The sequence below is a fragment of the Hymenobacter sp. CRA2 genome, from assembly GCF_002007105.1.
Taxonomy (GTDB): domain Bacteria; phylum Bacteroidota; class Bacteroidia; order Cytophagales; family Hymenobacteraceae; genus Solirubrum.
On the sequence record NZ_MVBC01000003.1, the window covers coordinates 1 to 23,854 of the forward strand.

General features: G+C 59.9%; 23 protein-coding genes, 2 tRNA genes and 1 rRNA gene. 12 read left to right on the plus strand and 14 right to left on the minus strand.

The annotated features are described in order from the left end of the window. Nucleotides 1-123 (minus strand): 16S ribosomal RNA (locus B0919_RS06400); the annotation flags it as partial. A gap of 89 nt (nt 124-212) precedes the next feature. Between B0919_RS06400 and B0919_RS24620 the strand changes: the two genes are divergently transcribed. Next, nucleotides 213-647, plus strand: coding sequence for a hypothetical protein (locus B0919_RS24620; RefSeq protein ID WP_139361954.1), 435 nt, complete (start codon nt 213-215; stop codon nt 645-647). 174 nt (nt 648-821) lie between these two features. Here B0919_RS24620 and B0919_RS06405 read toward each other — a convergent pair whose 3' ends face one another. The 4 genes from B0919_RS06405 to B0919_RS06420 form a co-directional block, all read right to left on the minus strand. Beyond that, on the minus strand, nt 822-2,093 hold the full coding sequence (locus tag B0919_RS06405; protein ID WP_078011412.1) for an adenylosuccinate synthase: 1,272 nt from the start codon (nt 2,091-2,093) through the stop codon (nt 822-824). Then, nucleotides 2,094-2,444, minus strand: a complete 351-nt coding sequence (locus B0919_RS06410; protein WP_078011413.1) for an STAS domain-containing protein — start codon at nt 2,442-2,444, stop codon at nt 2,094-2,096. It lies immediately after the preceding gene. Beyond that, nucleotides 2,441-2,911, minus strand: a complete 471-nt coding sequence (locus tag B0919_RS06415) for a Fur family transcriptional regulator (protein WP_078011414.1) — start codon at nt 2,909-2,911, stop codon at nt 2,441-2,443. Before B0919_RS06415 ends, B0919_RS06410 begins: the two co-directional genes overlap by 4 nt. A gap of 74 nt (nt 2,912-2,985) precedes the next feature. After that, nucleotides 2,986-5,193 (minus strand): RelA/SpoT family protein, encoded by a 2,208-nt coding sequence (locus B0919_RS06420; RefSeq protein ID WP_078011415.1) that lies wholly within the window; start codon nt 5,191-5,193, stop codon nt 2,986-2,988. On the opposite strand from B0919_RS06420, the gene B0919_RS24625 reads away from it, so the two are divergent. The 6 genes from B0919_RS24625 to B0919_RS25135 all read left to right on the plus strand — a co-directional run bounded on the left by B0919_RS24625 (nt 5,193) and on the right by B0919_RS25135 (nt 10,343). Continuing rightward, nucleotides 5,193-5,894, plus strand: coding sequence for a hypothetical protein (locus B0919_RS24625; RefSeq protein ID WP_139361955.1), 702 nt, complete (start codon nt 5,193-5,195; stop codon nt 5,892-5,894). The genes B0919_RS06420 and B0919_RS24625 overlap by 1 nt on opposite strands. 161 nt (nt 5,895-6,055) lie before the next feature. Next, nucleotides 6,056-6,140 (plus strand) — tRNA-Leu (locus tag B0919_RS06425). Nucleotides 6,141-6,269: 129 nt separating this feature from the next. Continuing rightward, entirely contained in the window at nt 6,270-7,598 is a 1,329-nt protein-coding gene (tig, locus tag B0919_RS06430; protein ID WP_078011416.1) for a trigger factor, read from the plus strand. Nucleotides 7,599-7,731: 133 nt separating this feature from the next. Continuing rightward, nucleotides 7,732-8,436 (plus strand): ATP-dependent Clp protease proteolytic subunit, encoded by a 705-nt coding sequence (locus tag B0919_RS06435; protein WP_078011417.1) that lies wholly within the window; start codon nt 7,732-7,734, stop codon nt 8,434-8,436. Between the two features lie 396 nt (nt 8,437-8,832). Further along, complete coding sequence (clpX, locus tag B0919_RS06440) at nt 8,833-10,059, plus strand: ATP-dependent Clp protease ATP-binding subunit ClpX (RefSeq protein WP_078011418.1); 1,227 nt, start codon at nt 8,833-8,835, stop codon at nt 10,057-10,059. 179 nt (nt 10,060-10,238) lie between these two features. Continuing rightward, nucleotides 10,239-10,343: transfer RNA gene (locus B0919_RS25135), tRNA-Ser, on the plus strand. Between the two features lie 65 nt (nt 10,344-10,408). Here the strand turns inward: B0919_RS25135 and lpxB are convergent. The 5 genes from lpxB to B0919_RS06465 all read right to left on the minus strand — a co-directional run bounded on the left by lpxB (nt 10,409) and on the right by B0919_RS06465 (nt 15,130). Then, nucleotides 10,409-11,518: a lipid-A-disaccharide synthase gene (gene lpxB / locus B0919_RS06445; protein ID WP_078011419.1), complete on the minus strand. Its 1,110-nt coding sequence runs from the start codon at nt 11,516-11,518 to the stop codon at nt 10,409-10,411. Between the two features lie 96 nt (nt 11,519-11,614). Next, on the minus strand, nt 11,615-12,034 hold the full coding sequence (locus B0919_RS06450) for a 6-pyruvoyl trahydropterin synthase family protein (RefSeq protein ID WP_078011420.1): 420 nt from the start codon (nt 12,032-12,034) through the stop codon (nt 11,615-11,617). Nucleotides 12,035-12,110: 76 nt separating this feature from the next. Next, entirely contained in the window at nt 12,111-13,115 is a 1,005-nt protein-coding gene (locus B0919_RS06455) for a FecCD family ABC transporter permease (RefSeq protein ID WP_078011421.1), read from the minus strand. After that, nucleotides 13,112-14,023 (minus strand): ABC transporter substrate-binding protein, encoded by a 912-nt coding sequence (locus tag B0919_RS06460; protein WP_078011422.1) that lies wholly within the window; start codon nt 14,021-14,023, stop codon nt 13,112-13,114. The genes B0919_RS06455 and B0919_RS06460 overlap by 4 nt, the downstream gene beginning before the upstream one ends. 195 nt (nt 14,024-14,218) lie before the next feature. Then, complete coding sequence (locus B0919_RS06465) at nt 14,219-15,130, minus strand: bestrophin family protein (RefSeq protein WP_078011423.1); 912 nt, start codon at nt 15,128-15,130, stop codon at nt 14,219-14,221. 325 nt (nt 15,131-15,455) lie between these two features. Here B0919_RS06465 and rfaD point away from each other — a divergent pair, with 325 nt between their 5' ends. Continuing rightward, nucleotides 15,456-16,421, plus strand: coding sequence for an ADP-glyceromanno-heptose 6-epimerase (gene rfaD / locus B0919_RS06470; RefSeq protein WP_078011424.1), 966 nt, complete (start codon nt 15,456-15,458; stop codon nt 16,419-16,421). A gap of 109 nt (nt 16,422-16,530) precedes the next feature. Beyond that, the gene (locus tag B0919_RS06475) at nt 16,531-17,961 is read left to right on the plus strand and encodes an FAD/NAD(P)-binding protein (protein ID WP_139361956.1); all 1,431 of its coding nucleotides are present in this window, start codon (nt 16,531-16,533) and stop codon (nt 17,959-17,961) included. 175 nt (nt 17,962-18,136) lie between these two features. Here the strand turns inward: B0919_RS06475 and B0919_RS06480 are convergent, their stop codons facing one another. Both B0919_RS06480 and B0919_RS06485 read right to left on the minus strand, forming a co-directional pair. Beyond that, the gene (locus tag B0919_RS06480) at nt 18,137-18,403 is read right to left on the minus strand and encodes a hypothetical protein (protein WP_139361957.1); all 267 of its coding nucleotides are present in this window, start codon (nt 18,401-18,403) and stop codon (nt 18,137-18,139) included. Between the two features lie 116 nt (nt 18,404-18,519). Beyond that, on the minus strand, nt 18,520-19,521 hold the full coding sequence (locus B0919_RS06485; RefSeq protein WP_078011427.1) for a zinc-binding dehydrogenase: 1,002 nt from the start codon (nt 19,519-19,521) through the stop codon (nt 18,520-18,522). Between the two features lie 145 nt (nt 19,522-19,666). Here B0919_RS06485 and B0919_RS06490 point away from each other — a divergent pair, with 145 nt between their 5' ends. Beyond that, nucleotides 19,667-20,152: a MarR family winged helix-turn-helix transcriptional regulator gene (locus B0919_RS06490; protein WP_078011428.1), complete on the plus strand. Its 486-nt coding sequence runs from the start codon at nt 19,667-19,669 to the stop codon at nt 20,150-20,152. 95 nt (nt 20,153-20,247) lie between these two features. On the opposite strand, the gene B0919_RS06495 is transcribed toward B0919_RS06490, so the two are convergent. Further along, complete coding sequence (locus B0919_RS06495) at nt 20,248-20,658, minus strand: thiol-disulfide oxidoreductase DCC family protein (RefSeq protein ID WP_078011429.1); 411 nt, start codon at nt 20,656-20,658, stop codon at nt 20,248-20,250. Between the two features lie 235 nt (nt 20,659-20,893). Here B0919_RS06495 and B0919_RS06500 point away from each other — a divergent pair, with 235 nt between their 5' ends. Then, complete coding sequence (locus B0919_RS06500; RefSeq protein ID WP_139361958.1) at nt 20,894-21,268, plus strand: hypothetical protein; 375 nt, start codon at nt 20,894-20,896, stop codon at nt 21,266-21,268. Nucleotides 21,269-21,648: 380 nt separating this feature from the next. Here B0919_RS06500 and B0919_RS25140 read toward each other — a convergent pair whose 3' ends face one another. Then, nucleotides 21,649-22,176 carry a hypothetical protein gene (locus tag B0919_RS25140; protein ID WP_176132891.1) on the minus strand — a complete coding sequence of 176 codons (528 nt, stop codon included), beginning with the start codon at nt 22,174-22,176 and terminating at the stop codon, nt 21,649-21,651. Nucleotides 22,177-22,195: 19 nt separating this feature from the next. On the opposite strand from B0919_RS25140, the gene B0919_RS06510 reads away from it, so the two are divergent. Beyond that, the gene (locus B0919_RS06510; protein ID WP_254846500.1) at nt 22,196-23,824 is read left to right on the plus strand and encodes an HTTM domain-containing protein; all 1,629 of its coding nucleotides are present in this window, start codon (nt 22,196-22,198) and stop codon (nt 23,822-23,824) included. The last annotated feature ends 30 nt before the right edge of the window (nt 23,825-23,854 follow it).

The window sequence follows — 23,854 nt, forward strand, 5'->3', positions numbered from 1 at the left end:
GGCAGATTGCCTACGCGTTACGCACCCGTGCGCCACTAGCGGTATTGCTACCGCCCGTTCGACTTGCATGTATTAGGCCTGCCGCTAGCGTTCATCCTGAGCCAGGATCAAACTCTCCATTGTAAAAGTTTGTTTGCTGCCCGTAGGCAGCGATTGTCCTAGCAATCTTTTGCCGTTGCCGTTCCGAAGAACGGCGGGCTGACAGGATTGGTTTGTTCGTTTCGCTTGCTTCACCGCTTGCCGCGCTTCTCAGCGCCTGGGCGGCTACTACCTTGTCGTTTTCAACACTCTCTCAAAGAACGTATGACTTCCGGTTGAAGTCCGTGCCGAAGCGCGATTCGCTTCGGTATTTTCGTTTCGGGTTGCAAAGCTACAAAGCTTTTTCTTCGTCTGCAAACCCCGGGGCAACTTTTTTTCGTCGTCCCGCCTGTCAAGTTCTGGTCGGCTCGCTCTTCGAACCGGGCTGCAAAGGTAGCAAACTCGTTGCCGTCTTTGCAAGTTCCGCGCCGCTCTTTTTTTCTCGCTGGCTTTCCTCCCGCGTCCGTTTAGCAGCGAAACGAAGGACAAAGATCAGAACCTTCAAGCTGTCGTGTCAAGTTCCGCAGCAGCTTTTTTCACTGTCTGCGGGCCTTGCCGCCTCCTGCTGAAACGGGGTGCAAAGATAGCAAACTCGTTTCGCAGTAGTCAAGAACTTGACTGAAAAACTTTTCAAGACTTCCTCATTTGAGGTTTCAGCTGGCCTTTTGCCGAACTGGGATGACAAAGGTAAGGCCCGCTTGTGCAATGTCAAGCGGGCCTTTGCAATTATTTTCGCTTAGCGGCTAGTTTAGGTGAATCGTACTAGTTCGGTCGGGGCCGACGCTGACGATGCTGACGGGGACTTGGAGCTGCTGCTCAAGGTACTGCACGTAGGCGGTCAGCTGGTTGGGTAGGGCAGCAGGGTCCGAGATATTGTCGAGGCTGGTTTGCCAGCCGGGCAGCGCAGTGTACTCGGGAGTGAGTTCCTGCAGCTCGGCGAGGTCGAGCAAGTGCTCGGTGGTGCTGCCGTCGGGGCGCTTATAGTGGGTGCAGACCTGGATTTCGTCGAAGTCGGAAAGCACGTCGGCTTTCATGAGGTGGATTTCGCTGACGCCGTTCAGCATGATGGCGTAGCGCAGGGCCGGCAGGTCTATCCAACCGCAGCGGCGGGGACGGCCGGTGGTGGAGCCGAACTCACGGCCGGCTTGGCGGATCTTCTCCCCTACTTCGTCGTGGAGCTCCGTGGGGAAGGGGCCGCTGCCGACGCGGGTGCAGTAGGCTTTGCTGATGCCGTACACCTTATCAATGTGCTTCGGGGCAATGCCTAGGCCGGTGCAGGCGCCGGCTACTACGGTACTGGAGGAGGTGACGAAGGGGTAGGTTCCGAAGTCGATGTCGAGCAGGGAGCCTTGGGCGCCTTCGGCCAGGATGCGTTTGCCCTGGGCCAACAGGTCGTTGAGGAGGTACTCGGTATCGGTGAGGCGGAGCTGGCGGAGTTCTTCGACGGCTTCGAAGAAGATGGGTTCGGCTTCTTCAATTTCCAGCTCGCGCTGGTGGAAGTTGGCCAACTGGCGGTGACGGGCTACTGCTTCGTCGTACCGCTCTTTGAAGTTGGGGTGCAGGATGTCGCCGACGCGGAGGCCAGTGCGGCCGATTTTGTCCTGATAGGTGGGGCCGATTCCTTTTAAGGTAGAGCCGATTTTGCCGCCGCCGCGGGCTTCTTCCCAGATCCGGTCGAGCGCGCGGTGCGATGGGAGGATGAGCTGGGCTTTTTTGGAGATGTAGAGGTTGGCGGTGCCATCGACGCCGCGGGCGGTGAGCTTGCGCAGCTCTTCGCGGAAGACGACCGGGTCGAGAACAACGCCGTTACCGACTACATTAATAATGTGCGGGTGGAAGATACCCGATGGCACCTGGTGCAGGACGTGCTTGGTGCCGTTGAAGGTGAGGGTGTGGCCGGCGTTGGGGCCGCCTTGAAAACGAGCTACTACGTCGTACGTGGGTGCAAGCACATCCACGATTTTACCTTTTCCTTCGTCGCCCCACTGGAGGCCAACGAGTACGTCTACGGGCATTTAGTTGGCGTTTTTGAGCAGGCTAGAGGCAGCTGCTTCGTCGTCGGCAATGGTGAAGATGGAGGTGAGTTTGGTTAGCGCCAGCATCTTGCGCGGGTGCTCGGCGGGGTTGATCAGCACTAGCTCGCCGCCGCGGCTGCGGAACTTGGTCAGCAGCGACACCAGGACGCCAATGCCGGAGCTGTTGACGTAGCGGACGTTGGAAAGGTCGACGGAGCAGAGCTTTACGGCTTCGTCGCCGAGGTGCTGGTCAACGGTCTGGAGAAGTTGTTGGGAATCGGGGCTGCCAATCAGGTCGCCGGAGAGGCGCACCGAGAGGATGCCGTCTTGCAGGTTGGCGTCGGTTCTCATTCAGTGTTCGTACGAGCGGCTTTGGCGCGGCAGTCGCCGCAAATGCCGTAAAGATTCAGAGAGTGGTGCAAGATATGGAAGTTCAATAACTCCCCTACCATGGTTTGGATGCCGTGGATGCGCGGGTCGCAGAACTCTACGACTTTGTGGCACTCGGTGCAGATGACGTGGTCGTGCTGGCGGTAGCCGTAGGACTTCTCGTACTGGGCGAGGTTGCGGCCGAACTGGTGCTTGCTGACGAGGTGATGCTCGACGAGCAAATCCAGGGTATTATAGACCGTGGCGCGGCTTACTTGCACGCCACGGGCTTTCATGCCGGCGTAGAGCTCTTCTACGTCGAAGTGACCGGTGCGCGAGTAGATTTCCTCCAGAATAGCGTACCGTTCAGAGGTCTTGCGCAGGCCCTTGCTTTCGAGGTAGGCAGTGAAAATCTTCTTTACCTCCTCGTACTTCTCAACATCGAGCATTTTGTGCTGCTATATATACTAAGGTGTACCAGCTATGTACTCGGACATGCTGAAAGGACCAACCGTTAACCGGCTCAGGAGCCAAACCGTTCGACGGACAGCACACCGCGCACGCGGCTGAGGCGCTGAATGAGCTTTTCGAGGTGGGCCGTGTCGTTGACGAACACCATGATCTGGCCTTCGAACATGCCGTCGTCGGAGTCGATGGTGATGGAGCGCATGTTCACTTTGAGGCTGTTCGAGATGATTTTGGTGACGTCGTTAACGAGGCCGACGCGGTCGGAGCCCTTGATGCGGATGCCAGCTAGGAAAGCCAGCTCCAGTTGCTCGGTCCACTTGGCACGCACGATGCGGTTGCCAAAGCTGGACATCAGCGTGGTGGCTTTCGGGCAAGACGTGCGGTGGATGACGATGCCCTGGTCGGTTTCGAAGCCGAACACGTCGTCGCCGGGGATGGGGTTGCAGCAGGTGGCAATGGTGTAGCGGATGTGGTCGGTGGTCTGGCCGATGACCAGCATATCCGGGCGCACGCCGCGCAGCTTCTGCACTTCCTGATCGAAGGCCTTCGGCTCCAGCATCGAGGGCGTGCGGGGCAGTGGAACAGCCGGGTCGAATAAGCTTTCCTTGATTTCGCGGCCGTCAACCTGGCCGATGGCCAAGCGGTAATAGAATTCTTGCAGGTTGTGCACGTTGAAGTGAGCCAGCAGGCGGTTCAGGTTGTCCTGGCTGGGCTCCACTCCTATCAATTCCAAGCGCTTTTCGAGCAGGAATTTGCCGTCCTCGGCTTTGGCGCGCTTGTCGTCGCGCAGGTAGTCCTTGATGCGGGTCCGGGCTTTCGACGTCGTCACGTAGCTCAGCCACTCCTCCGTCGGGCGCTGCTTCTGCGAAGTCAGGATTTCGACCTGGTCGCCGTTGCGCAGGCGGTAGCTCAGCGGCTCCAGCTTCTGGTTGACTTTGGCGCCGAGGCACTGCAGGCCGATATGGGTGTGGATTTCGAAGGCGAAATCCAGGGCGGTGGCGCCGTCGGGCAGGATGACCAGCTTGCCTTTCGGGGTGAAGACGTAGACTTCTTTGACGAAGAGGTTCTGGCGAAACTCGTCCATGAACTCCAGGGCGCTGGAGTTGTTGGTTTCGAGCATCTCGCGCACTTTGTTAATCCACGCTTCCAGGCTGGATTCAGGCTGCACGGCACCGGTATCCTTGTATTTCCAGTGCGCGGCGTAACCTTTCTCGGCAATGTCGTCCATGCGCCGGGAGCGGATCTGCACTTCCACCCACTGGCCGGTCTGGGACATGACGGTGGTGTGCAGCGACTCGTAGCCGTTAGCCTTGGGCGTGCTCACCCAGTCGCGCAGGCGGTCGGGGTTGGGTTGGTAGAAGTCGGTAACGATGGAGTAGACGCGCCAGCAGGCAGCTTTTTCCTGCTCCGGGGGCACATCGAGAATGATGCGAATGGCAAACAGGTCGTAGACTTCCTCGAAGGGAATGTTCTGCTTGCGCATCTTCCGCAGGATGGAGTAGATGCTCTTGGGGCGGCCCTTGATTTCAAAGTCGAAGCCCTGGGCTTTCAGCTCGTCGTCCAGCGGGGCCACGAACTCCTTGATAAAGCGGTTGCGGGCACCGCGGCTCTGGCGCACCTTCTGCGTCAGGTCGCGGAAGGTGTCGGTATCGGTGTACTTCAGGTGCAGGTCCTCCAGCTCGCTCTTGATGGCGTAGAGGCCGAGGCGGTGGGCCAGCGGGGCGTAGAGGTAGATGGTTTCCGACGCGATTTTGAGCTGCTTGTGCCGCGGCATCGAGTCGAGCGTCCGCATGTTGTGCAAGCGGTCGGCGATTTTGATGAGGATAACACGCACGTCTTCCGACAGCGTGAGCAGCATCTTGCGGAAGTTCTCGGCCTGCTCGGAGGTGCCGTAGTCGAACACGCCCGAAATCTTGGTCAGGCCGTCGACGATGCGGGCTACCTTGGTACCGAACTCGCGCTCTACGTCGGAAATTTCCCAGGGCGTGTCCTCCACCACGTCGTGCAGCAGGGCCGCCACGATGCTGGTGGTGCCCAAGCCGATTTCCTCCACCACAATCTGCGCCACGGCCAGCGGGTGCAGGATGTACGGCTCGCCGGACTTGCGGCGCATATCCTTGTGGGCCTCCAGGGAGGTGTTGAAGGCCTTTTTGATGAGCTTGGCGTCGCCACCCTTCAGGTAGGGCTTGGCCGTGCGGAGCAGTTTGCGGTAGTGGCGCAGGATTTCCTGCCGCTCTACCTCCGGATCTATGAGAGTTGCCATTGGCGAAAAAGCACTGCGGGCCGCTTGCGGAAGGCGGCCGACGAAGGTACGAAAACCGCGCCCGGTGGGGTATCCCCTATCGGCGGAACTGTTCGGATGAACGGTTCGGCTGGGTGAAGGAATGGTTGGGACTGGCGGTACCCATTAATATAACAGTGAAATGGGGCTGGGCGTTACCGAATCATCTTTGCCTAGTTTCACACCTACCTTTTCATCCACTAAGCGCAGCGATGTTAAAATATGTTTTGACCAGTATTTTATATCTGGTCATATGCCAAAGCGGCCGCGCTCAGAAGCATCCTCAACGTGTAACAAAACTGCGCGTAGTTGAATCCGCTTTCGCAGAAGAAGCTCAATGGCTTGTTACTTCGAATTCCATTAAGGTTAAAGTATCCCACCTATTGGAAGAAGGATTTGCTGATACAGCTTTTGTGATGATGATCAGCTCGATACAACGCGACTGGCTTTTGTCTTCGTTTGATCAGAGCTATTTATCGACTATAAAAAGCGAATACAACGGAAAGAACGCGCCTCTTCATGGCTTTGGATACCATGTCGCCATATACAAAGGCCCTCACCTTGCAGTTACTGACATCTATAAATACAAGCTCATCTGTTTCTACATCTTCTGTCAACGTCTAAATCAATTGCTTCCTGCGGCGTATCGAATTGGCTATACAGATAATTACTTTAAACGCTGATTGAGCGTTCAGCCCAACGAAGCGGTAGAGATGCTTCGACAAGCTCAGCATGACGCTTTAATGCCAACCACGGCGGCGCCAAACCGCCAACTTGGCGCAAGGGTTTGATTTTCCGGCGCACTTGTTTAGCTTTGCGGCCCCGCGGCAGTCGGCCGTGCAATGCGGATGTGGCGAAATTGGTAGACGTGCCAGACTTAGGATCTGGTGCCGCAAGGCGTGTGGGTTCGAGTCCCTCCATCCGCACCACTCCTCTGCTGTTTCGGCAGCAGCCTCGATGCAGGCCCTCAACACCCCGGCCCCGGTGCGTTGGGGGCTTGTTGCCTTTTTATCTAACTGGGTCCGACCGGCCCGCTTACTTTTAATTTCCGACTCGTTTTGGACATCACCCTCGACAAAAAAGACGAACAGCAGGGCGCCCTGCTGACCGTGCGCCTCACGGAAGCTGACTACTCGGAAGCAGTAGAAAAGCAGATCAAAGACGTCAGCAAAAAGGCGCAGATCAAAGGCTTCCGGCCGGGCAAAGTGCCGGTTGGGCTGGTGCGCAAGATGTACGGCAAGGGCGTGCTGGTCGACGAAATCAACCGCCTGCTGAACTCGTCGGTAGACGCTTATATCAAAGAGAACAACCTGCGTCTCATCGGCGACCCGCTGCCGGTGCCCGCCAACGTAGACTTCGACAACCAGAAGGACTACGAATTCCAGTTTGAGCTGGGCCTGATTCCCGACTTCTCGCTGCCCACCGGCGACTCGTTCGAAGTAGAGCGCCCGAAAGTGGAGCTGGACCAGAACACGCTGGAGGAGACTTACGAGCAGATCGGCCGCCAGTTCGGCGAAAACACCAACCCCGAAACCTCGGAGTCCGGTGACTACATCTCGGGTCAGCTGAAGCAGGAAACCACCGAGTTTTCGCAGAAAGTGCTGCTGCCAACCAACAAGCTGAAGAACAGCACCGACAAGTTTATCGGCGTGAAAGCCGGTGACGTGGTGACCTTCGACCTGAAGGACGCTTTCGGCGGCGACGTGTCGGCTATTGCCAACTTCTCGGGCCTGTCGAAAGAACTGGCTGCCGGCGTGGAAGGCGAGTACACCTTCGAAGTAGAGCAGATTCACCGTTCGCAGCACGCTGAGTACAACCAGGAGCTGTTCGACAAGGTGTTCGGCAAAGACGCTGTGACCACCCGCGAGGAGTTCGACGCCAAGATCAACGAGACGATTCAGCAGAACTACGACCGCGAAGCCGACAACGTGCTGAACCGTCGCCTGATCGAGAAAATCGTTAACGAGACGGAAATCAACCTGCCCAAGGAGTTCTTCAAGAAATGGCTGGTAGCTGCCAACCAGGGCAAGCTGACGGTTGAGCAGGTAGAAGAGCACTACAGCGACTACGAGAAGGAACTGAAGTGGTCGTTGATCCGCAATAAAGTGGTGGAAGAGCAGGGTCTGAAAGTGTCGAACGAGGAAATCCTCGACCGCACCATGGACAAGATTCTGGCTCAGTTCAACATGCCGGAAGTAGGCGAAGAGCTGCGCGAATCGGTGCGCGGCTTCGCCGACAACTACCTGCGTCAGGAGAACGGCAAGAACTACGTACAGGAGTACGAAGCCATTCTGGCAGAAAAAGTGCTCGAGAACCTGCGTGGTCAGATTGTTGTGAAGGACCAGCCGATGACGGCCGAGGACTTCCGGAGCAACCCGCAAGCGTAAATCTGCGCTGGGGTTGATTCCCGCTAAAAAAAAGCCCTTACTTCGTCGGAGTAAGGGCTTTTTTCGTACCCTTGACTCCCCGGCTATCGGCCGGTATCAGCCGTACCAACCATCTCTCCTACCTTTTCAGTCAATGCTGAACAAACAGGAATTCCGCAAATTCGCCGTTAAGGGCCAAGGCCTGAGCGGCTTGGGTGTCGATCAGTATCTGCACCACATCGAAGGGCAAAGCAGCCATTTCGTCACGAACATGACGCGCTCGGTTATCGAGGAACGCCCCACGCGCTTCGCCGAAATCGACGTATTCTCCCGCCTGATCATGGACCGTATCGTGTTCCTGGGCACGCCGGTTGACGATTACATTGCCAACATCATCACGGCCCAGCTGCTCTTCCTGGAGTCGGCTGATGCCAAAAAGGACATTCTGCTCTACATCAACTCGCCCGGTGGCTCGGTGTACGCCGGCCTCGGCATCTACGACACCATGCAATACGTGGGTCCGGACGTCGCCACCATCTGCACCGGCTTGGCCGCCTCCATGGGCGCCGTGCTGCTGGCCGGTGGCGCCAAGGACAAGCGCTCGGCCCTGCCCCACGCCCGCGTGATGATTCACCAGCCCTCGGGCGGCGTGCAAGGTCAGTCGTCGGATATTGAGATTACCGCTCGCGAAATCCTCAAGCTGAAGAAGGAGTTGTACGACATCTTGGCCAAGCATACTGGCAAGACCTACCAGGAAGTGCACGACAACTCCGACCGCGACTACTGGATGCGCGCCGACGAAGCCAAGGAATACGGCATCATCGACGAAGTGCTGGAGCGCCACAAGCTGGAAAAGTAACTCCGCGGCGACGCTGAAATAATTAGAACGTCATGCTGAACCCCGCGAAGCATCTTTACCGCTTCGTCTGAAAGTAATTTTACTCTCAGAAGTTAGCGCGCAAGATTCCTCAACAAGCTTGGAATGACGTTCTTTTTTAGTTGCTCTGGTTTTTGCTGCTGATTCGCTCAGCCAGTAATTCAGGCCGTTCGGCAACAAAGTTTTAGCGGCAGACGGCCGCACATGCAACCGTCTCATTCTGAATGGTAACTTCAGGGTGAGACGGTTGTTCTTTTTGTAGAAGCTCGACGCATCGGCACTTTTAACGATGCGCAGGGCGTTTGCGAATTCGTACCTTTGAGACTGTATCGGCCTTGGTAAGGCTAATACAGTTAGTTTTTCGACTTTCCTTCGACAATGGCAGATATCACCTGCTCGTTTTGCGGCAAAAGCAAGCGCGAGGTTTCCATCATGATTTCCGGCATCAACGCGCACATTTGTGAGCGGTGTGTCGGGCAGGCGCAGCAGATTTTGAACGAAGAGAACAAGATTCGTTCGAACTCGAAGACGCCGAAGTTTAACCTCGTGAAGCCCCGCGACATGAAGGAATACCTCGATCAGTACGTGGTAGGCCAGGATGAAGCGAAGAAGGTGCTGTCGGTGGCGGTGTACAACCACTACAAACGTCTGATGCAGAAGCCCGCCGGCAAGGATGACGTGACGATTGAGAAATCAAACATCATCATGGTGGGCGAAACCGGCACGGGCAAGACTTTCCTCGCGAAAATGCTAGCCTCGGTGCTGCAGGTACCCTTCTGCATCGCCGACGCGACGGTGCTGACCGAAGCCGGCTACGTGGGCGAGGACGTGGAAAGCATCCTGACGCGTCTGCTGCAGGCTGCCGACTACAACGTGGAAGCAGCCGAGCGCGGCATTGTGTACATCGACGAGGTGGACAAGATTGCCCGCAAGAGCGACAACCCCAGCATTACCCGCGACGTGAGCGGTGAGGGTGTGCAGCAGGCCATGTTGAAGCTGCTGGAAGGCACCACGGTGAATGTACCGCCCCACGGCGGCCGCAAGCACCCCGAGCAGAAGATGATTACGGTGAACACGGAGAACATCCTGTTCATCTGCGGCGGCGCCTTCGTGGGCATTGAGCGCATCATCAAGAGCCGCCTGAACACCAAGCCGCTGGGCTTCGCCAAGACGCTGCTGGACGAGAAGGTGGACACCAACAACTTCCTACGCTACATCACGGCCCAGGACCTGAAGCAGTTCGGCCTCATCCCCGAGCTGATCGGCCGCCTGCCGGTGCTTACGCACCTGAACCCGCTGGACAAGGCCACGTTACGCATGATCCTGACGGAGCCCAAGAACTCCATCCTGAAGCAATACAACCGCCTGTTCGAGATGGAAGGCATCAGCCTGAGCTTCACCGACGAGGCCCTGGACTACATCGTGGAAAAGGCCGACGAGTACCGCCTCGGCGCCCGCGGCCTGCGTAGCATCTGTGAAAGCATTATGACCGACGCCATGTTCGACATGCCCTCGGTGACGGACACCACGGAGTTGATCATCGATCTGGACTACGCCCACGAGAAGTTCGAGAAGTCGCCGCTGAAGCAGCTGCGGGCGGCGTAAGGACTGATATAGCTCTTCCGAGCAAAAGACCTGAGTTTAAAGGTTACTTTAACTATTGACTTTGCAATGTCCGTAGCCGGAGTTCTGGACCTCTTCTCATTTGTAAAAATGATAATAGACCAAAATTTGACGGTCATGATGACAGCGTTCATAAGTGTAGTAGGTGGAGTAGCTCTCGTGGGAAGAACGGTTCCGGCTCCGTGCTAACAGGGCATTGAAAGCATAGAAGAAGTAATCTGAATTCAGGATAGAGAGCGGAGGTTCGAGTCCTCCACTTCCCACCAGACTCAAAAAGCCCCGGTAGAAATTTCTACCGGGGCTTTCTTCGTTAGTTTTTAAAAAATTAAGCTCAGGCCGTCAGATACCCGACCATTAACTCCGCCGCCTTATCTGCCGCATTAGTACGGCCCAGCTTCTCGCGGATTTCGGCGTAGCCAGCTTTTACTTCGGCAATGTATTTCTCGTCGTCGAGCACCTTGTGCAGCTCGGTGACGAGGTTACGGGCAGTGAAGTCACCCTGGATCAGCTCTTTCACCACCTCGCGGTCGGCAATGAGGTTGACCAGCGAAATGTACTTGACCTTGATGAAGCTCTTGGCCAACTGGTACGACACGGCGCTGGTGCGGTAGCAAACCACCTGGGGCACATCGAATAGGGCCGTTTCCAGCGTAGCGGTGCCGCTGGTGACCACGGCCGCCTTAGCGTGGCGCAGCAGGTCGTAGGTCTGATCCGTAACGATGCGCACGTTGATGCGCTCGAAGTGACGGTAGTAGGCGGGGTCGAGGTTGGAGACGCCGGCCACCACGAACTGGTAATCGAGGAAGGGCGGCAGAATACGCAGCATCTCGAAGAGCATTTCCTCGATTTCCTGCTTGCGCGAGCCGGGCAACACGGCAATGATGGGCCGTTCGGGGTCGAAGCCGTTGCGCTGGTGGAAGTCGTCGGCCAGGGTGTGCTCGTGCACGGCATCGGCGGTGGGGTTGCCGATGTAGTCCACGTCGTAGCCGAAACGCTGATAGAATTCCCGCTCAAAGGGCAGGATGACGAACATCTTGTCGACCAAGGCCTTGATCTTGTGGACGCGGCCCTGGTTCCAGGCCCAGATTTTGGGCGAAATGTAATAGAACACCTTGATGCCGTGCGCCTTGGCAAACTTGGCTACGCGCAGATTAAAGCCCGCGTAGTCAACCAGGATCAGGACGTCGGGTTTGGTGGCCAGCAGGTCCTGTTCACACTCCTTGAGGAAGCGCCGAAACTTGAAGATGCTGGTGGCCGCTTCCAGAAAGCCCATGATGGCCATTTCCTGGTAGCGGTGCACCATGGTACCGCCGGCTTCTTCCATCATGTCGCCGCCCCAGCACCGAAAGTCGGCTTGGGAATCGCGCTGCTTGAGGGCGCGCATCAGGCGGGCGGCGTGGAAGTCGCCGGACCGTTCGCCGGCAATGATGTAGTATTTCAAGGGTTAAATTGTCAAATTGTTGAATTGTTGAATGGTTGATATCTGCCAGTTCAAACACTGAATGACAGCCACTTGGCCATTTAACAATTTACCCATCTACTCGCCGTAGTACTCGACGAAGTTGCGTGGCGTTTCGTAAATCTTGATGCAGTGCAGCTTGGCCGTGCTGGTGATACGGGGCAATTCCCGCTCCAGAATTTCCCAGAAGGCCAACGCCAGGTTTTCGGTGCTGGCGAGCTTGCCCGCCATGAACGGTACGTCGAGGTTGAGGTTTTTGTGGTCGACGTGCTGGATGATATGCTCACGAATGAGCACGCTGAGGGCTTTCAGGTCCATCACGAAGCCGGTCTCGGGCTCGGGTTGGCCTTTGACGGTGACGATGAGGTCGTAGTTGTGGCCATGCCAGTTGGCGTTGGCGCAGGGCCCGAACACTTCCTTGTTGCGTTCCTCGCTCCACGTAGGATTGTAGAGCTTGTGAGCGGCGTTGAAGTGTTCCTGACGGCTGAGGTAAATCATGAGCAAAGAGGCAATTAGGGGCTTAGGAACGCTGCCGCGACGCTGGCGTCGTGCCGCGCCAATCGGAACACCGTCCTTAAGCCCCTTTTTTCCGCAGCAAATATACGAAGAACGGTACGCCGAACAGGGCCGTGACCAAGCCAACCGGTAAGCCCGCGGGCGGATTCAGCAGGCGGGCCAGCAAGTCGCAGCCGAGCAGGAAGGTGCCGCCGAGCAGCGTACAGAAGGCTACGTTCAGCCGGCCGGTGACGCCCAGCAGTCCGCGCGTGGCATGCGGTACAATGAGCCCGACGAAGCCCAACGGCCCGCACAAAGCCACCACGCCGGCGGTAATGCCCGACGACGCCAGCAGCAGCAGCCAGCGGGTCCGGCCTACATCGAGGCCAAGGGCAGCGGCCCGCTCCTCCCCTAGCAGCAGCACGTTGAGGTGGCGGCGCAGCAGCCAGGCGGCTACCATGCCCAGCAATACTGCCACGGCCGGCCCCCCCAGCAAGGGCCAGCCGGCCCGTTCCAGGCTGCCGAGGCCCCAGGAAATAGCGGCCCGCAGCTGCGAATCCGTTTGGGCCCGGAAGGTGATGAGCCCGCCGAAGGCATTGAGCAAAGACGACAACGCCACTCCGGCCAGCAGCAGCTGCGCCGGTATCAGACGGCCGCGCCGGGTGCCCAGGCCTATTACCAGCAGCGTAGCGCCTACGGCACCGGCTAAACACCCCAATGGCACTACCCACGGCGTGACGGCGCTGGCCGTGGGCAGTAAGATGTTCATCACCAAGGCACCGAGCGAGGCGCCGGAGGCCGTGCTCAGCAGGTACGGGTCGGCCAGCGGGTTGTTGACCATGGCCTGCATGAGGTAGCCGCTCAGGGCCAAGCCGCCGCCGGCCAGCAGAGCCAGCAACAGGCGCGGCAGGCGCAGCTCCACCAGCACCACATGCGCGGGGTTATTGGCATCGTAGTGCTGCAGGGCTTGCCAGAAGGTAGCATAATCGGCGCCGGACACGCTGCCTACGCGCAAGCCCACGAGCAGCAGCGCGGCCGCCACGAGAGCCAACACCAAGAACAGCAGCGGCGCGCGGTGGCTCATGAGGCAGGGTGCAGCAGGCGGTACAGCTCGCGCACCGATTCGACTATGCGCGGGCTGGGGCGGTCCATCAGGTCGCCGGTGACGGGGTAGATACGGCGCATGCGGTAGGCGGCAATGCGGCGCAGCTCAGGGTACATGCGGAAGAACGTACTGTCCATTTTGCCGAATCGGCCGCCGATGATAACGTCGGGGTTCAGCTTCAGTACGTACTCGCGTGTCAGAGCCGGGTAAGGCTGGGGAAACTCTTCCGTCAGCGCGTTCTGCCCGCCCGCCAGTCGCATTTTATCGGTGAAGACGGTATTGTGGCCGAAGGCGTAGATAGGGTCGGTAGAAATGATGGCCAGTGCCCGGGGGCGAGGTCCGACGGAATCGGCCGTGATGGTGGCCAGCTCGCGCGCCAGTGAATCGGTGAGTTGCCGGGCCTGCGTCTCGCGGCCGAGCAGCCGGCCCAAGTCGTTCAGGCCGCGAAATACGTCCTGCACCTTGCGGTAGCGCTGGTAGTACACGGGGATGCCCAACTGCTGCAGGCGGGCCGCATCGGCCGGGCTGGTAATGCCTTCCACGGTGAAGACCACGTCGGGGTGCAGGCCGACGAGCGTTTCAAAATCAAGCGGGTAGCTGTTCACGACGGGCTTGTGCAGCGCCGCGGCCGGATAGTCGCAAACCTGAGTGCGGCCAACGATGGTCGAGGTATCGGCCACGGCGTAGAGCATTTCCGTCATGGAAGCGGCCAGGCCCATGATACGCTGGGGGCGGGTGGGAATCGTCAGTGAGCGGCCGAGGTCGTCGCGGACGGTGCGGGGCTGGGACGCCGGGGCGGCCGGAGCCGTACGGCCGGAGTCGGTAGACGGCGAGCAGGCGGTCAGCAGCGTGCCGAACAGCAACGGAAACAATCGTCTTGTAAACATGGCCGGCAAAGGTAGAAGGCTACTGCCCACCGGTGTAGTCCTGGGCGGGCAACACGGCCGTAGAATTTGCGCCAAGATTAGCCGCCGCGTTTGTTTGCCCTCTGATTGTTTCCGCCCCAAACCCAGGCCTGGAAGCTGTCGGCACTGGCCGACGACGAAGGCAGCGTGCTCCAGCTGCGTGCTTTTTTCGGTCTCTTACATGAGGTAGAATTTCTCCGGCGCCAGCGGCTGCGGCACTTCCACTTCGTGCAGCAGCTGGCGTAGGTTGATTTCGATGGTACGCGAAATGGCCGACACCGGCGTATCGGTAGGCTTGTTGCTGAAAGGGTCCTGCAGGTAACGGGCCGTTTTCTCCAGCAGAAAAAAAGCCGATGCCACCACCGTCAGGGCCGGAATTTCGAGCAGCCCGACTTCCTCCACCAGCGCGAACGAGAGGATGATCAGGAACAAGTAGATGAACATATGAATAAAGAGGCGGTACATCACCGGAAATACCGTGCTTTTGATGCGCTCGGCCTGCCCCATCGACTCGCAGAGGCGCACCAAGGTGTTGTCGAGCTGCACTTGCTGGTAGGCATTGATGGCACCGGCCTGGCGCAGGCGGCGTAGGTCGTCGGCATGCTGGGCCAGCAGCCCCAGCGGCCGGTTACGCTGCGCTTCCAGCGCCTGCTGTTCCTCAGGGCTGATAAACGTGTCCAGGTCGGCCAGGCCATCCTGCCCGCGCAGGCTCCGGGCAAGGCTGTAGCACCAAGCAATCTGCCGTAGGCCCATGCGCCGCACCGGCTGGGCTTCGCTTTCCCCTCCGACCGGCTGACTATCAGCAAACTGCCGCAGCTGCAGCACCCAGGTACGGGAATCGTTGACGATGGCGCCCCAGACCTTGCGCGCCTCCCACCACCGGTCGTACGACTGGTTCAGGTTGAAGGCCAGCAGCAGCGAAATGAAGCTGCCCATGATAGTGGGCAATTGCACCGGCACTGGTGGCATGTAGTCCGCAACGTAGGTTTTGAGCACCACGAAAATCAGGGAGAATAACACTACCCGGGCCACGTCGCGCCGGATCTGGCGGAAGATGTAGCGGAAGGGAACCTTAGCTTCAATTAGCATTTTTGGTCTGTTTGCAGGTAAACGCGCTGATGCACGGCACCGCTAGAAGCTTACATGATAAGCGAGGAGCGGCAGCACTCATAGGTACGATGAGGATTTGGCTCTGGCCGGCATTTTCATCATTAAAATTGTATTAAAACAATATATCGACTTAAGTATAAGTACATAGCTGTACCTAAATCAGCCCTGAACGTGTGCGCCCAAAGGCTGACAGCAAAGGCATTACGCCACGTCACCCACGGCCTAAGGCACACCCGTGGAGCCCGAGTACGCCCGTGCGGCGAGAAACTGCGTACTTCGCACCACAGAAAACAACTCTGAGCTTATGATTATCGTGACGGGTGCAGCGGGCTTCATCGGCAGCTGCCTAGTGAGCCGGCTCAATGCCGATGGCTTCAACGACGTGGTGGCGGTGGACAACTTCTCGGCCGAGAAGAAGATGCCCAACCTGCAAGGCAAGCACCTGCGCGAGTTTGTCGACCGCAACGAGTTTGTCGACTGGCTCGACAAGCATCACGAAGCCGTGGAATTCATCTTCCACCTTGGCGCGCGCACCGACACGGCCGAGCAGGACAAGGCCGTGTTCGACCTACTGAACCTGAATTACTCGAAGCAGATGTGGCAGGCCTGTGTGCGCTACCAGCTCCCGCTGGTGTACGCCTCCTCGGCCGCCACCTACGGCTCCGGCACCCTCGGCTACTCCGACGACGAAGCCCTGCTGCCGCTGCTGCGCCCCCTGAACCCCTACGGCGACTCGAAGAACGACTTCGACAACTGGGCCGTGCAGCAGCCGGAGAAACCGTTTTTCTGGGCCGGGCTGAAGTTTTTCAACGTGTACGGCCCCAATGAGTACCACAAGGGCCGCATGGCTTCGGTGATATTCCACACCTTCCAGCAGGTGCAGCGCACGGGCTCGATGGAGCTATTTCGCTCGCACAACCCCAAGTACGCCGACGGCGAGCAGATGCGCGACTTCATCTACGTGCGCGACCTGACGGACGTGTGCGTGTTTCTGATGCACCACCGCCGCAACTCCGGCATCTATAACCTGGGTACCGGCGAGGCCCGCACTTTCCTCGACCTGGCCCTGAACACCTTCGCGGCGCTGGATAAGACGGCGGATATCAAGTTTAAGGATACGCCGGAGGACATCCGCGACACGTACCAGTACTTCACGCAGGCCGAGATGCAGAAGCTGCGCAGCATCGGCTACGCCCGGCCGTTTACGCGCCTGGAAGACGGCATCAGCGAGTACGTACGCGACTTTTTGCTGCCCGGCGCGTATCTGTAGCCCGGACCCCGGAAGCAGCCGGCGCCCGCCCCGCGGTGAGCATTGTCCGAAATTTTCTCTTTTTTCGGCGCTAAGGCCCGAGGTGTTCTTGGGCCGCAACGAGCTTACCATGCAGCGGCGTACCATTGTCATTATCGGGGGCGGCGTGGCCGGCAGTATGCTGGCCGTGCAGCTGACGCGGCTCCCGGGTGGGCCGTGGCCGCTCGACGTGCTGCTGGTGGAAACGCGCCCGCACCTGGGGCCCGGCACCGCTTACAGCAACAACCGCCCGGAGTGGCTGCTGAACGTGCGTAGCGGGGGCATGAGCGCCTTTCCCGACGAGCCGGACCACTTTGTGGACTGGTTGCAGCAGCACGGCATCGACAACTGCCCCAATGGCTTCTGCCCGCGCCAAACCTACGGCCGCTACCTGAGCAGCCTCGTGGAAGACACGTTGGCCCAGCCGGCAGCCAACGGCGTGCGGGTGCAGTGGCTGAACACGCGCGCCGTGGCCGCTGAGCCCGCCGCGCACGGCTGCGCCCTGCACGTAATTCTGGCCGACGGACGCCGCGTAGCAGCTGATACGGTGGTGCTGGCGCTGGGCAATTTTCCGCCGCCTATGCCCGTGCAGCCCGCCGACAGCTACCGGCAGCACCCACACTTCCACGCCAACCCGTGGGCGCCGGAAGCGCTAAGCAGCATCAGGCCCGACGAATCGGTATTGCTGGTAGGCACCGGGCTCACGGCCCTCGATACGCTGGTGGCTCTGCACAAGCAACGGCACCGCGCGCCGATACTGGCGGTGTCGCGGCACGGCCACTGGCCCGCGCCCCACGCTTCCAAGCCCGTGGTGCCCTACCCCAACTATTACGCCGATAAGCTGGCCGGCCTGCGCACCGTAACCGAAGTACTACGGGCCGTGCGCCGCCAAGTAGCCTTGGGCGTAACGGAGGGCTTTGACTGGCGGGCCGTGCTGGACGCGCCGCGGCCGGATTTTGGCCGGATATGGGCGGCGTGGCCCCGCGAGGAGCAACAACGCTTTCTGCGGCACTTGGCCACCCGTTGGTCGACGCTACGGCACCGCAACCCGCCCGCCAACGCTGCTATTCTGACGGAGCTACTGGACTCGGGCCAGCTACAGGTGCACCACGGCTGCGTGCAGCAGATTGAGCCGCGCGGAGAGCAACTGGCCGTGGAGCTACGCCACCGCACCCAGCACTCCTGGCTGGTGGCCGACCACGTGGTGCTCTGTACTGGGCCACTCATGGATTATCAGCACATCAACGACCCGCTGGTGACAAGCCTTCGCAATGGCGGCCTGCTGGTGCCCGACGCACTGCGCCTCGGCATCAGGACCAATGCGGCAGGAGCATTGCTGAACCAAGACGGGCAGGCTTCAGAGTGCCTGTACACGCTGGGCTCAGCGCTGCGTCCGCTGTGGTTCGAGTCGACGGCCGTACCTGAGCTGCGGCGCCAAGCTGCCGACCTGGCGGCTACGCTGGCTCAGCGCTTCACCAGCTCCAATGGGCAATTGCCCAGCGCGCTTCGGTTTGTATCGTAATGCTGCTGCTGGTCAGCGCGGCTTCGTAGGGGCTCGGCTTTAGCGAGCTGCAGCGTCAATTACCGTTTGGCAGGAATCGGGTGACGAGACGCATCTCAGAATAGGTCAGAAACACCGATAGGGCACAAAAAAAGCGGCCCCGCAGGGCCGCTTGATACATTCAGGTAGCGCGGAATTAGGCCGCCAAGTCAGATTCGGAATAGAGCGGGCGTACCTGGGCTTCGGCAACCACTGCGGGCAGGGCTTCTACCTGCTCGGGTTCTTGGCTACGGCGCAGGGCGCGCATAAGCAGGTAGCGGTACTTCTCGGCGTCGGCCAGGGCTGTTTCCACGGCGCGCAGGGCGTCGTCGTACGTTACCACGGGCACCATTTCAGCTTCTTCACCCGTGGGATACGTCAGGTGAAAAACCGGCACATTGAGGTATTCAGCAGATGTCTTCATATGGGCTAAAAGTCTGTTGTTCAGCGTCAGTATCAAAACACAAAACCTGCCTGTCGCATTCCAAACAGACGCTTTTAACCAGCAAATTTTAGCCCTGAATCACAGTACGTTACAAACTATTTTATCGACAGCACCAGCTTGCCGAACTGCTGCCCCTCGGCCATGCGGCGCAGGGCTTCTTCGCCCTCGGCCAGCGCGAATACGGCATCGATTACGGGCACGATGCGGGCTTCTTCGATCAGGGCCAGCAGGCCGGCAAAATCCTCCTCGGTGCCCATGGTGGAGCCCAGCAGATCCAGCTGCTTCCAGAAAATATGGCGCGGCGGCACGTTGGTCATGGTGCCGATAGTGCCACCGTAGAATACCACGCGGCCGCCCGGCGCGGCAGCTTCCACCAGCTGCGCTACGCCCGGCCCGGCGGCGCTATCCACGATGAGGTCGAATTGTCCGCCGGCCTGCTTTACCAGCTCTTTACCCCAGTTTTCCTGCCGGTAGTTGATGCCACCGCGCGCGCCTAGAGCCTGCGCACGTTCGATTTTGTCGGCGGAGCCGGAAGTTACCCAGACTTCGGCACCGCGGGCTACGGCCAGTTGCAGCGCCAACAGGGCTACGCCGCCACCGATGCCGGTGATAAGCACCCGCTCGCCCGCCTGCAGCCGGCCCCGCGTAAACAGCGCGCGGTAAGCCGTAGCACCGCCTAAGGGCAGCGCTGCCGCCTGCTCTGCCGACAGGTGCGCCGGGCGCGGGTGCGCGTAGCGGGCGGGCACGCTCACGTACTCGGCGAAAGTGCCGTCCTGCGGCAAGCCCAGGATTTTGAACTCGCGGCTTTGCGCCTTCGGGTTGTCGCCCCAATTATGGCCGGGGTTGATGATGACGGCCTGCCCGCGCAAAGTCTCGTCTGTACCCTCCCCTAGTTCGGCCACGGTGCCGGCCCCATCGGAGCCAAGGATAATGGGGAAGCGCAGCCCGGCGTACTGGCCCTTCTGAATCCAGACGTCGCGGTGGTTGAGGGCGGCGGCTTCCAAGCGTACCAGTACTTCGCCCGGCTGGGGCTGGGGCGTAGGCACTTCGCGCAGTTGCACGGGCTGGCCGATGCCGTCGAGAACAAGAGCTTTCATAAGAGAGTAAAAAGGCCAGTGCAGCTGGCCCAAGCGGTTTTAGCTGGTAGTAAACGAGGTTACGGTAAACCTGTTTACAGGAGAAACGTTTACAACAAAGCCCGAACGCCAAATCTTCTTGGCGCCGAAACCTACTGAAATTCCCATGGCGCTTCCACTCGATCCACTATTCACCTTCGAAGGTCCGGATGCCAATCCGGGCTTCCTGCTCGCCCAGGCTACGGCGCATTGGCAACGTAGCCTGGCGCAAGTACTGGAGCCGATGAATCTGTCGCCCAGCCAGTTTCTGCTGCTGGCTACCGTGCAGCGGCTCGGTCAGCAGCCGCAGCCCGTCACGCAGGCGGCCGTGGCTCAGCACGCCCACTACGACAAAATGACCACGAGCAAAATTGTGCGGGCCCTGGAGGAAAAAGGCTTTCTGCAGCGCCCAGCCAATGAGCAGGACGCCCGGGCCCGCAGCCTGATCCTGACGCCCGCTGGCCTGAAAACCGTGGTGCGGGCCGCCTGGGCGCTGGAAGAATTCGACCAGCAGTTCTTCGGCAAAGAAGCTACCTCACTGGTGCAAACTATGCGGGGCTTGCTGCCTTCCCAGGGCGACACCGATGCGCCTGCTGCTGCAACGGCTGCCTAAAGCCAGTTCCTGCTTAGCCCAAACGCGCCGCTGCCGCCGCGCCCCGAACCTACTGATCAAGCTCGGGGCGCGGCGGCAGCGGCGCGTTTGGCGGGTTAGACCGCCAGGAAGCGGGCTTTGAGCTCGGGGGTGGGCAGCCAGCATTCATCTTGCTTCCCAAACCAGCGGTAACGGTTGCGGGCCACGAAGCGGTACGCGGCGTCGCGCAGGACGCGGGGCAGCACTAGGCCAGCTGCCAACAGAGGCCAGCCCCCGCCTAGGTGCCGCAGAATGCGCAGCACGGCCGTGGAATGGGTGTAAGCCCGCCCGTTTTCGATGAGCACCACGGAATCGGGGTCGTTGGGGTCGGGGTTGATGCCGGCGGGCATAAGCCGCTGCCCGGCGGCCGACTGCAGGGAAGCGAACTGGAACCGGCCTTGTGGGTCGCGGCTGATAACGAACTGCACCAGCCCGTGGCAGAGGTTGCAGACGCCGTCGAAGAGAATCACGGAGGAATTGGGAAGCATAGCAGCGCGAGAACCAGAGCGGCCCGGGTGAGCAATACGCAACCGCTGCGGCGCGGTTTGGTTGAGGCCGCTTACGCTATGCACACCGACAGTGAGCGTATTTGAGGCCTTAAAGTTTGCAAAAAGCGTGCACAAAAAATTCCAGTTAAAATTCATCTAGGCCTCATAAAACGGCGTATAAGCCTCCTGAACAGCGCGCCGCAACGCACTAATAATCAAACGACACCACCACGATATGAACCGTACACGCATGATCTGCATGTCGGGCGCATTCAGCGCGCTGCTAGCCCTGGGTGCCTGCGGCAACGACAGCAATTCCAACGCTGGCTCGGGCACGGGCGCCGATGCTTCCGGCACGGAAGCCGGCACTTCAACTGACATGAACACTACCGATCCGGCCTCGACGGGCATGGAGCAAAGCGGCAGCGGCGCCTCCAGCACCACCAGCGGGGGCGGCGTGGGCAGCACGGGCGGCACTACTGGCGGCTCGACGGGCTCCGGGGCCACTACCAATGAAGCCACTACCGGTGCCTCCACGGGCAGCGGGATGAATACGGGCTCGGGCGGCGTAACCGGCGGCGGCTCGACCACCAGCGGCAGCACTACTTAACCAGTTAGCTTATCTGCTTTTACTGCAACTACTTTTTGGAAAGAGGAGGGAGAAAAAGGACGTCACGCTGTGGCTGTCCTTTTTTTCTTTTCGGTCCACTGGCTCGCTAGCTCAACCATCACCTTTCTGCCGATTTGTCGTAAGCCTTTGCGGGCTGCCTGCGCAGTGACTTTGGCCGCGGCGCTGCAGCTCAACTCCACCCGCTCTTGTCTTACCAACCCTCTCACCTAAACTGCTATGAAAAAGTCTGCTGCTTCCCCCCTAACGCTGCTTTCGGCAGCCGTGCTGAGCTCCTTGCTGGCGCTGGTGGCCTGCAACCGTGAAGCCACCTCCGGCGCCACTTCGGCCGGCTCGACCACCACGGGCACTACTTCCTCAGACTACAACAGCGGTAGCGGCTCGATGACACCCGCTACCACTTCGGGCACCACCACCGGCACTACTGCTGGCACCACCTCCGGTACTACTTCGGGCACAACAACCATGGGCGGCACGGATATGACCACCACGGGCTCGACCACTTCCATGTCGACTTCGGGCTCCACTACGATGAGCACCAGCGGTACTACCACTATGGGTACAACCACCGGCACGACCACGACAGGTACCACATCGGGCTCGACGACTATGGGCACGACCGGCTCGACTACGATGGGCACTACCAGCGGTACCACTTCCGGTACAACGATGGGTAGCACCACGGGTACCACCAGTGGCACTACCTCGGGTACGACCAGCGGCAGTACTTCTGGCTCGACTACCAGTAGCACCACCAGCGGCTCGCGGAGCACCACGAGCGGCAGCACTACCCGCGGCACCACGTCGGGCTCTACCACCCGGGGCACGAGCACGCGGGGTAGCTCTACTTCCGGCTCCACCACCAGCAGCACGACTCGCGGTACCACCACGCGCTAATTCTTACTCACTTTGCAGACCTCGGCCGAATTGCTAGACCGGGCGCAAGGGCAACTTCCCGACGCGGAGGTTGCCCTTTCTGCGCCTCCGCCCTCGCCCCTCCCTCCTTCGTCGCAGCCCGCGGCGCTGCCGCGCTGGCTGGCCGTGCTGCGCCGCCCCTTCGTGGTAGATGTGCGGGCCCTGGCGCTGATGCGCATGGCCGTGGCCGCGGTGCTGCTGCTCGATCTGGGCATTCGAAGCACCGATCTGGAGGCGCACTACACCAACCTGGGCGTGCTGCCGCTGTACGTGCTCTTCGAGCGCGCCTGGAATCCCTACGAGTTTTCGCTACACACCATGAGCGGGCTCTGGCAGGTGCAGGCCCTGCTGTTCCTGACGGCGGCGGCCGTGGCCGTAGGTCTGCTGCTGGGCTGGCGCACCCGGCTGATGACGGTGCTATCGTGGGTGCTGCTCGTATCGCTGCAAAACCGCAACCCCATGATTGCGCAGGGCGGTGACGATTTGCTGCGCATGCTGCTGTTCTGGGGGATATTTCTACCCTGGGGCCGCGTGTGGTCGAAGGACGCGCAGGGACGGCCCTCGCCCGAACACTACAGCTACTTCAGTGCTGCTACGGTGGCCTACGTGGTGCAGATTGCCTTGGTATACGTGTGCACAGCCTTTCTGAAAAGCGGCCCGGAGTGGCGCTCCGAGGGCACGGCGCTCTACTACGCCCTCAGCCTCGATCAGGTACTGATGCCCGGCGGCCGGCTGCTGTACCCGCACTACGATTTGATGAAGGCCCTGACGCACCTCACCTGGTACATGGAGCTGCTGCTGCCGGTGCTGCTGATTATCCCGGTGGCCACGCCGTTCTGGCGCGTCGTATTCGTCGTCACTATCTGGGGCTTTCACCTGGGCATCAGCCTGACGCTGTTTGTGGGGCTGTTCTTCCTCATCAGCTTTGCCTCGGTGATGGGCCTGCTGCCGACGCCGGCCATGAACTGGCTGGAGCGGAAGTTAGGTCCGCCGGTGCAGCGCTGCGCGGGTTACCTGGGCAATTGGCGGCAACGCCTGCCGCCCTGGCAGCTGCCCTGGCAGGTACAGGTGCAAGCTGATTGGCAGCCACATGTGCGCACCCATCGTCACTTTCGGCTGCTGCCCGCCCTGCGCGACACTGTGTTGTACGTGGTGCTGGCCTACACCGTCTGGTGGAATTTCGACGGCATCCTGAAGCCCGACTACACCATGCGCGAACCGCTGCGCTGGTTTGGCTACCTGTTTCGCACCGATCAGCACTGGGGCATGTTTGCGCCCACCGTGTTCAAGGACGACGGCTGGTACATCATGGAGGGCCGCACCAAGGACGGCCGCGTACTCGACCTGAACCGCGGAGGCCAACCGGTGACGTACGCCAAGCCGTATGCCGTGGTAGACCTGCACAAGAACGACCGGTGGCGCAAGTACTCCGAAAACTACCTTTTCGTCGACAATAGCTGGATGCGTGCGTATTACTGCAACTACCTGCTGCGCGTCTGGCACGAAAACCCCAACAACCCGCCCTTGCAACAGCTCGACGTGATATACATGAAAGAGGTGTCCTTGCCCAAGTACAAGGTGCAGGGCCCCACCCGCGAGGTGCTGTGCAGCTGCCAGCCCTAGCGCACCCTTCCCCGACGACTCCTTATTCCA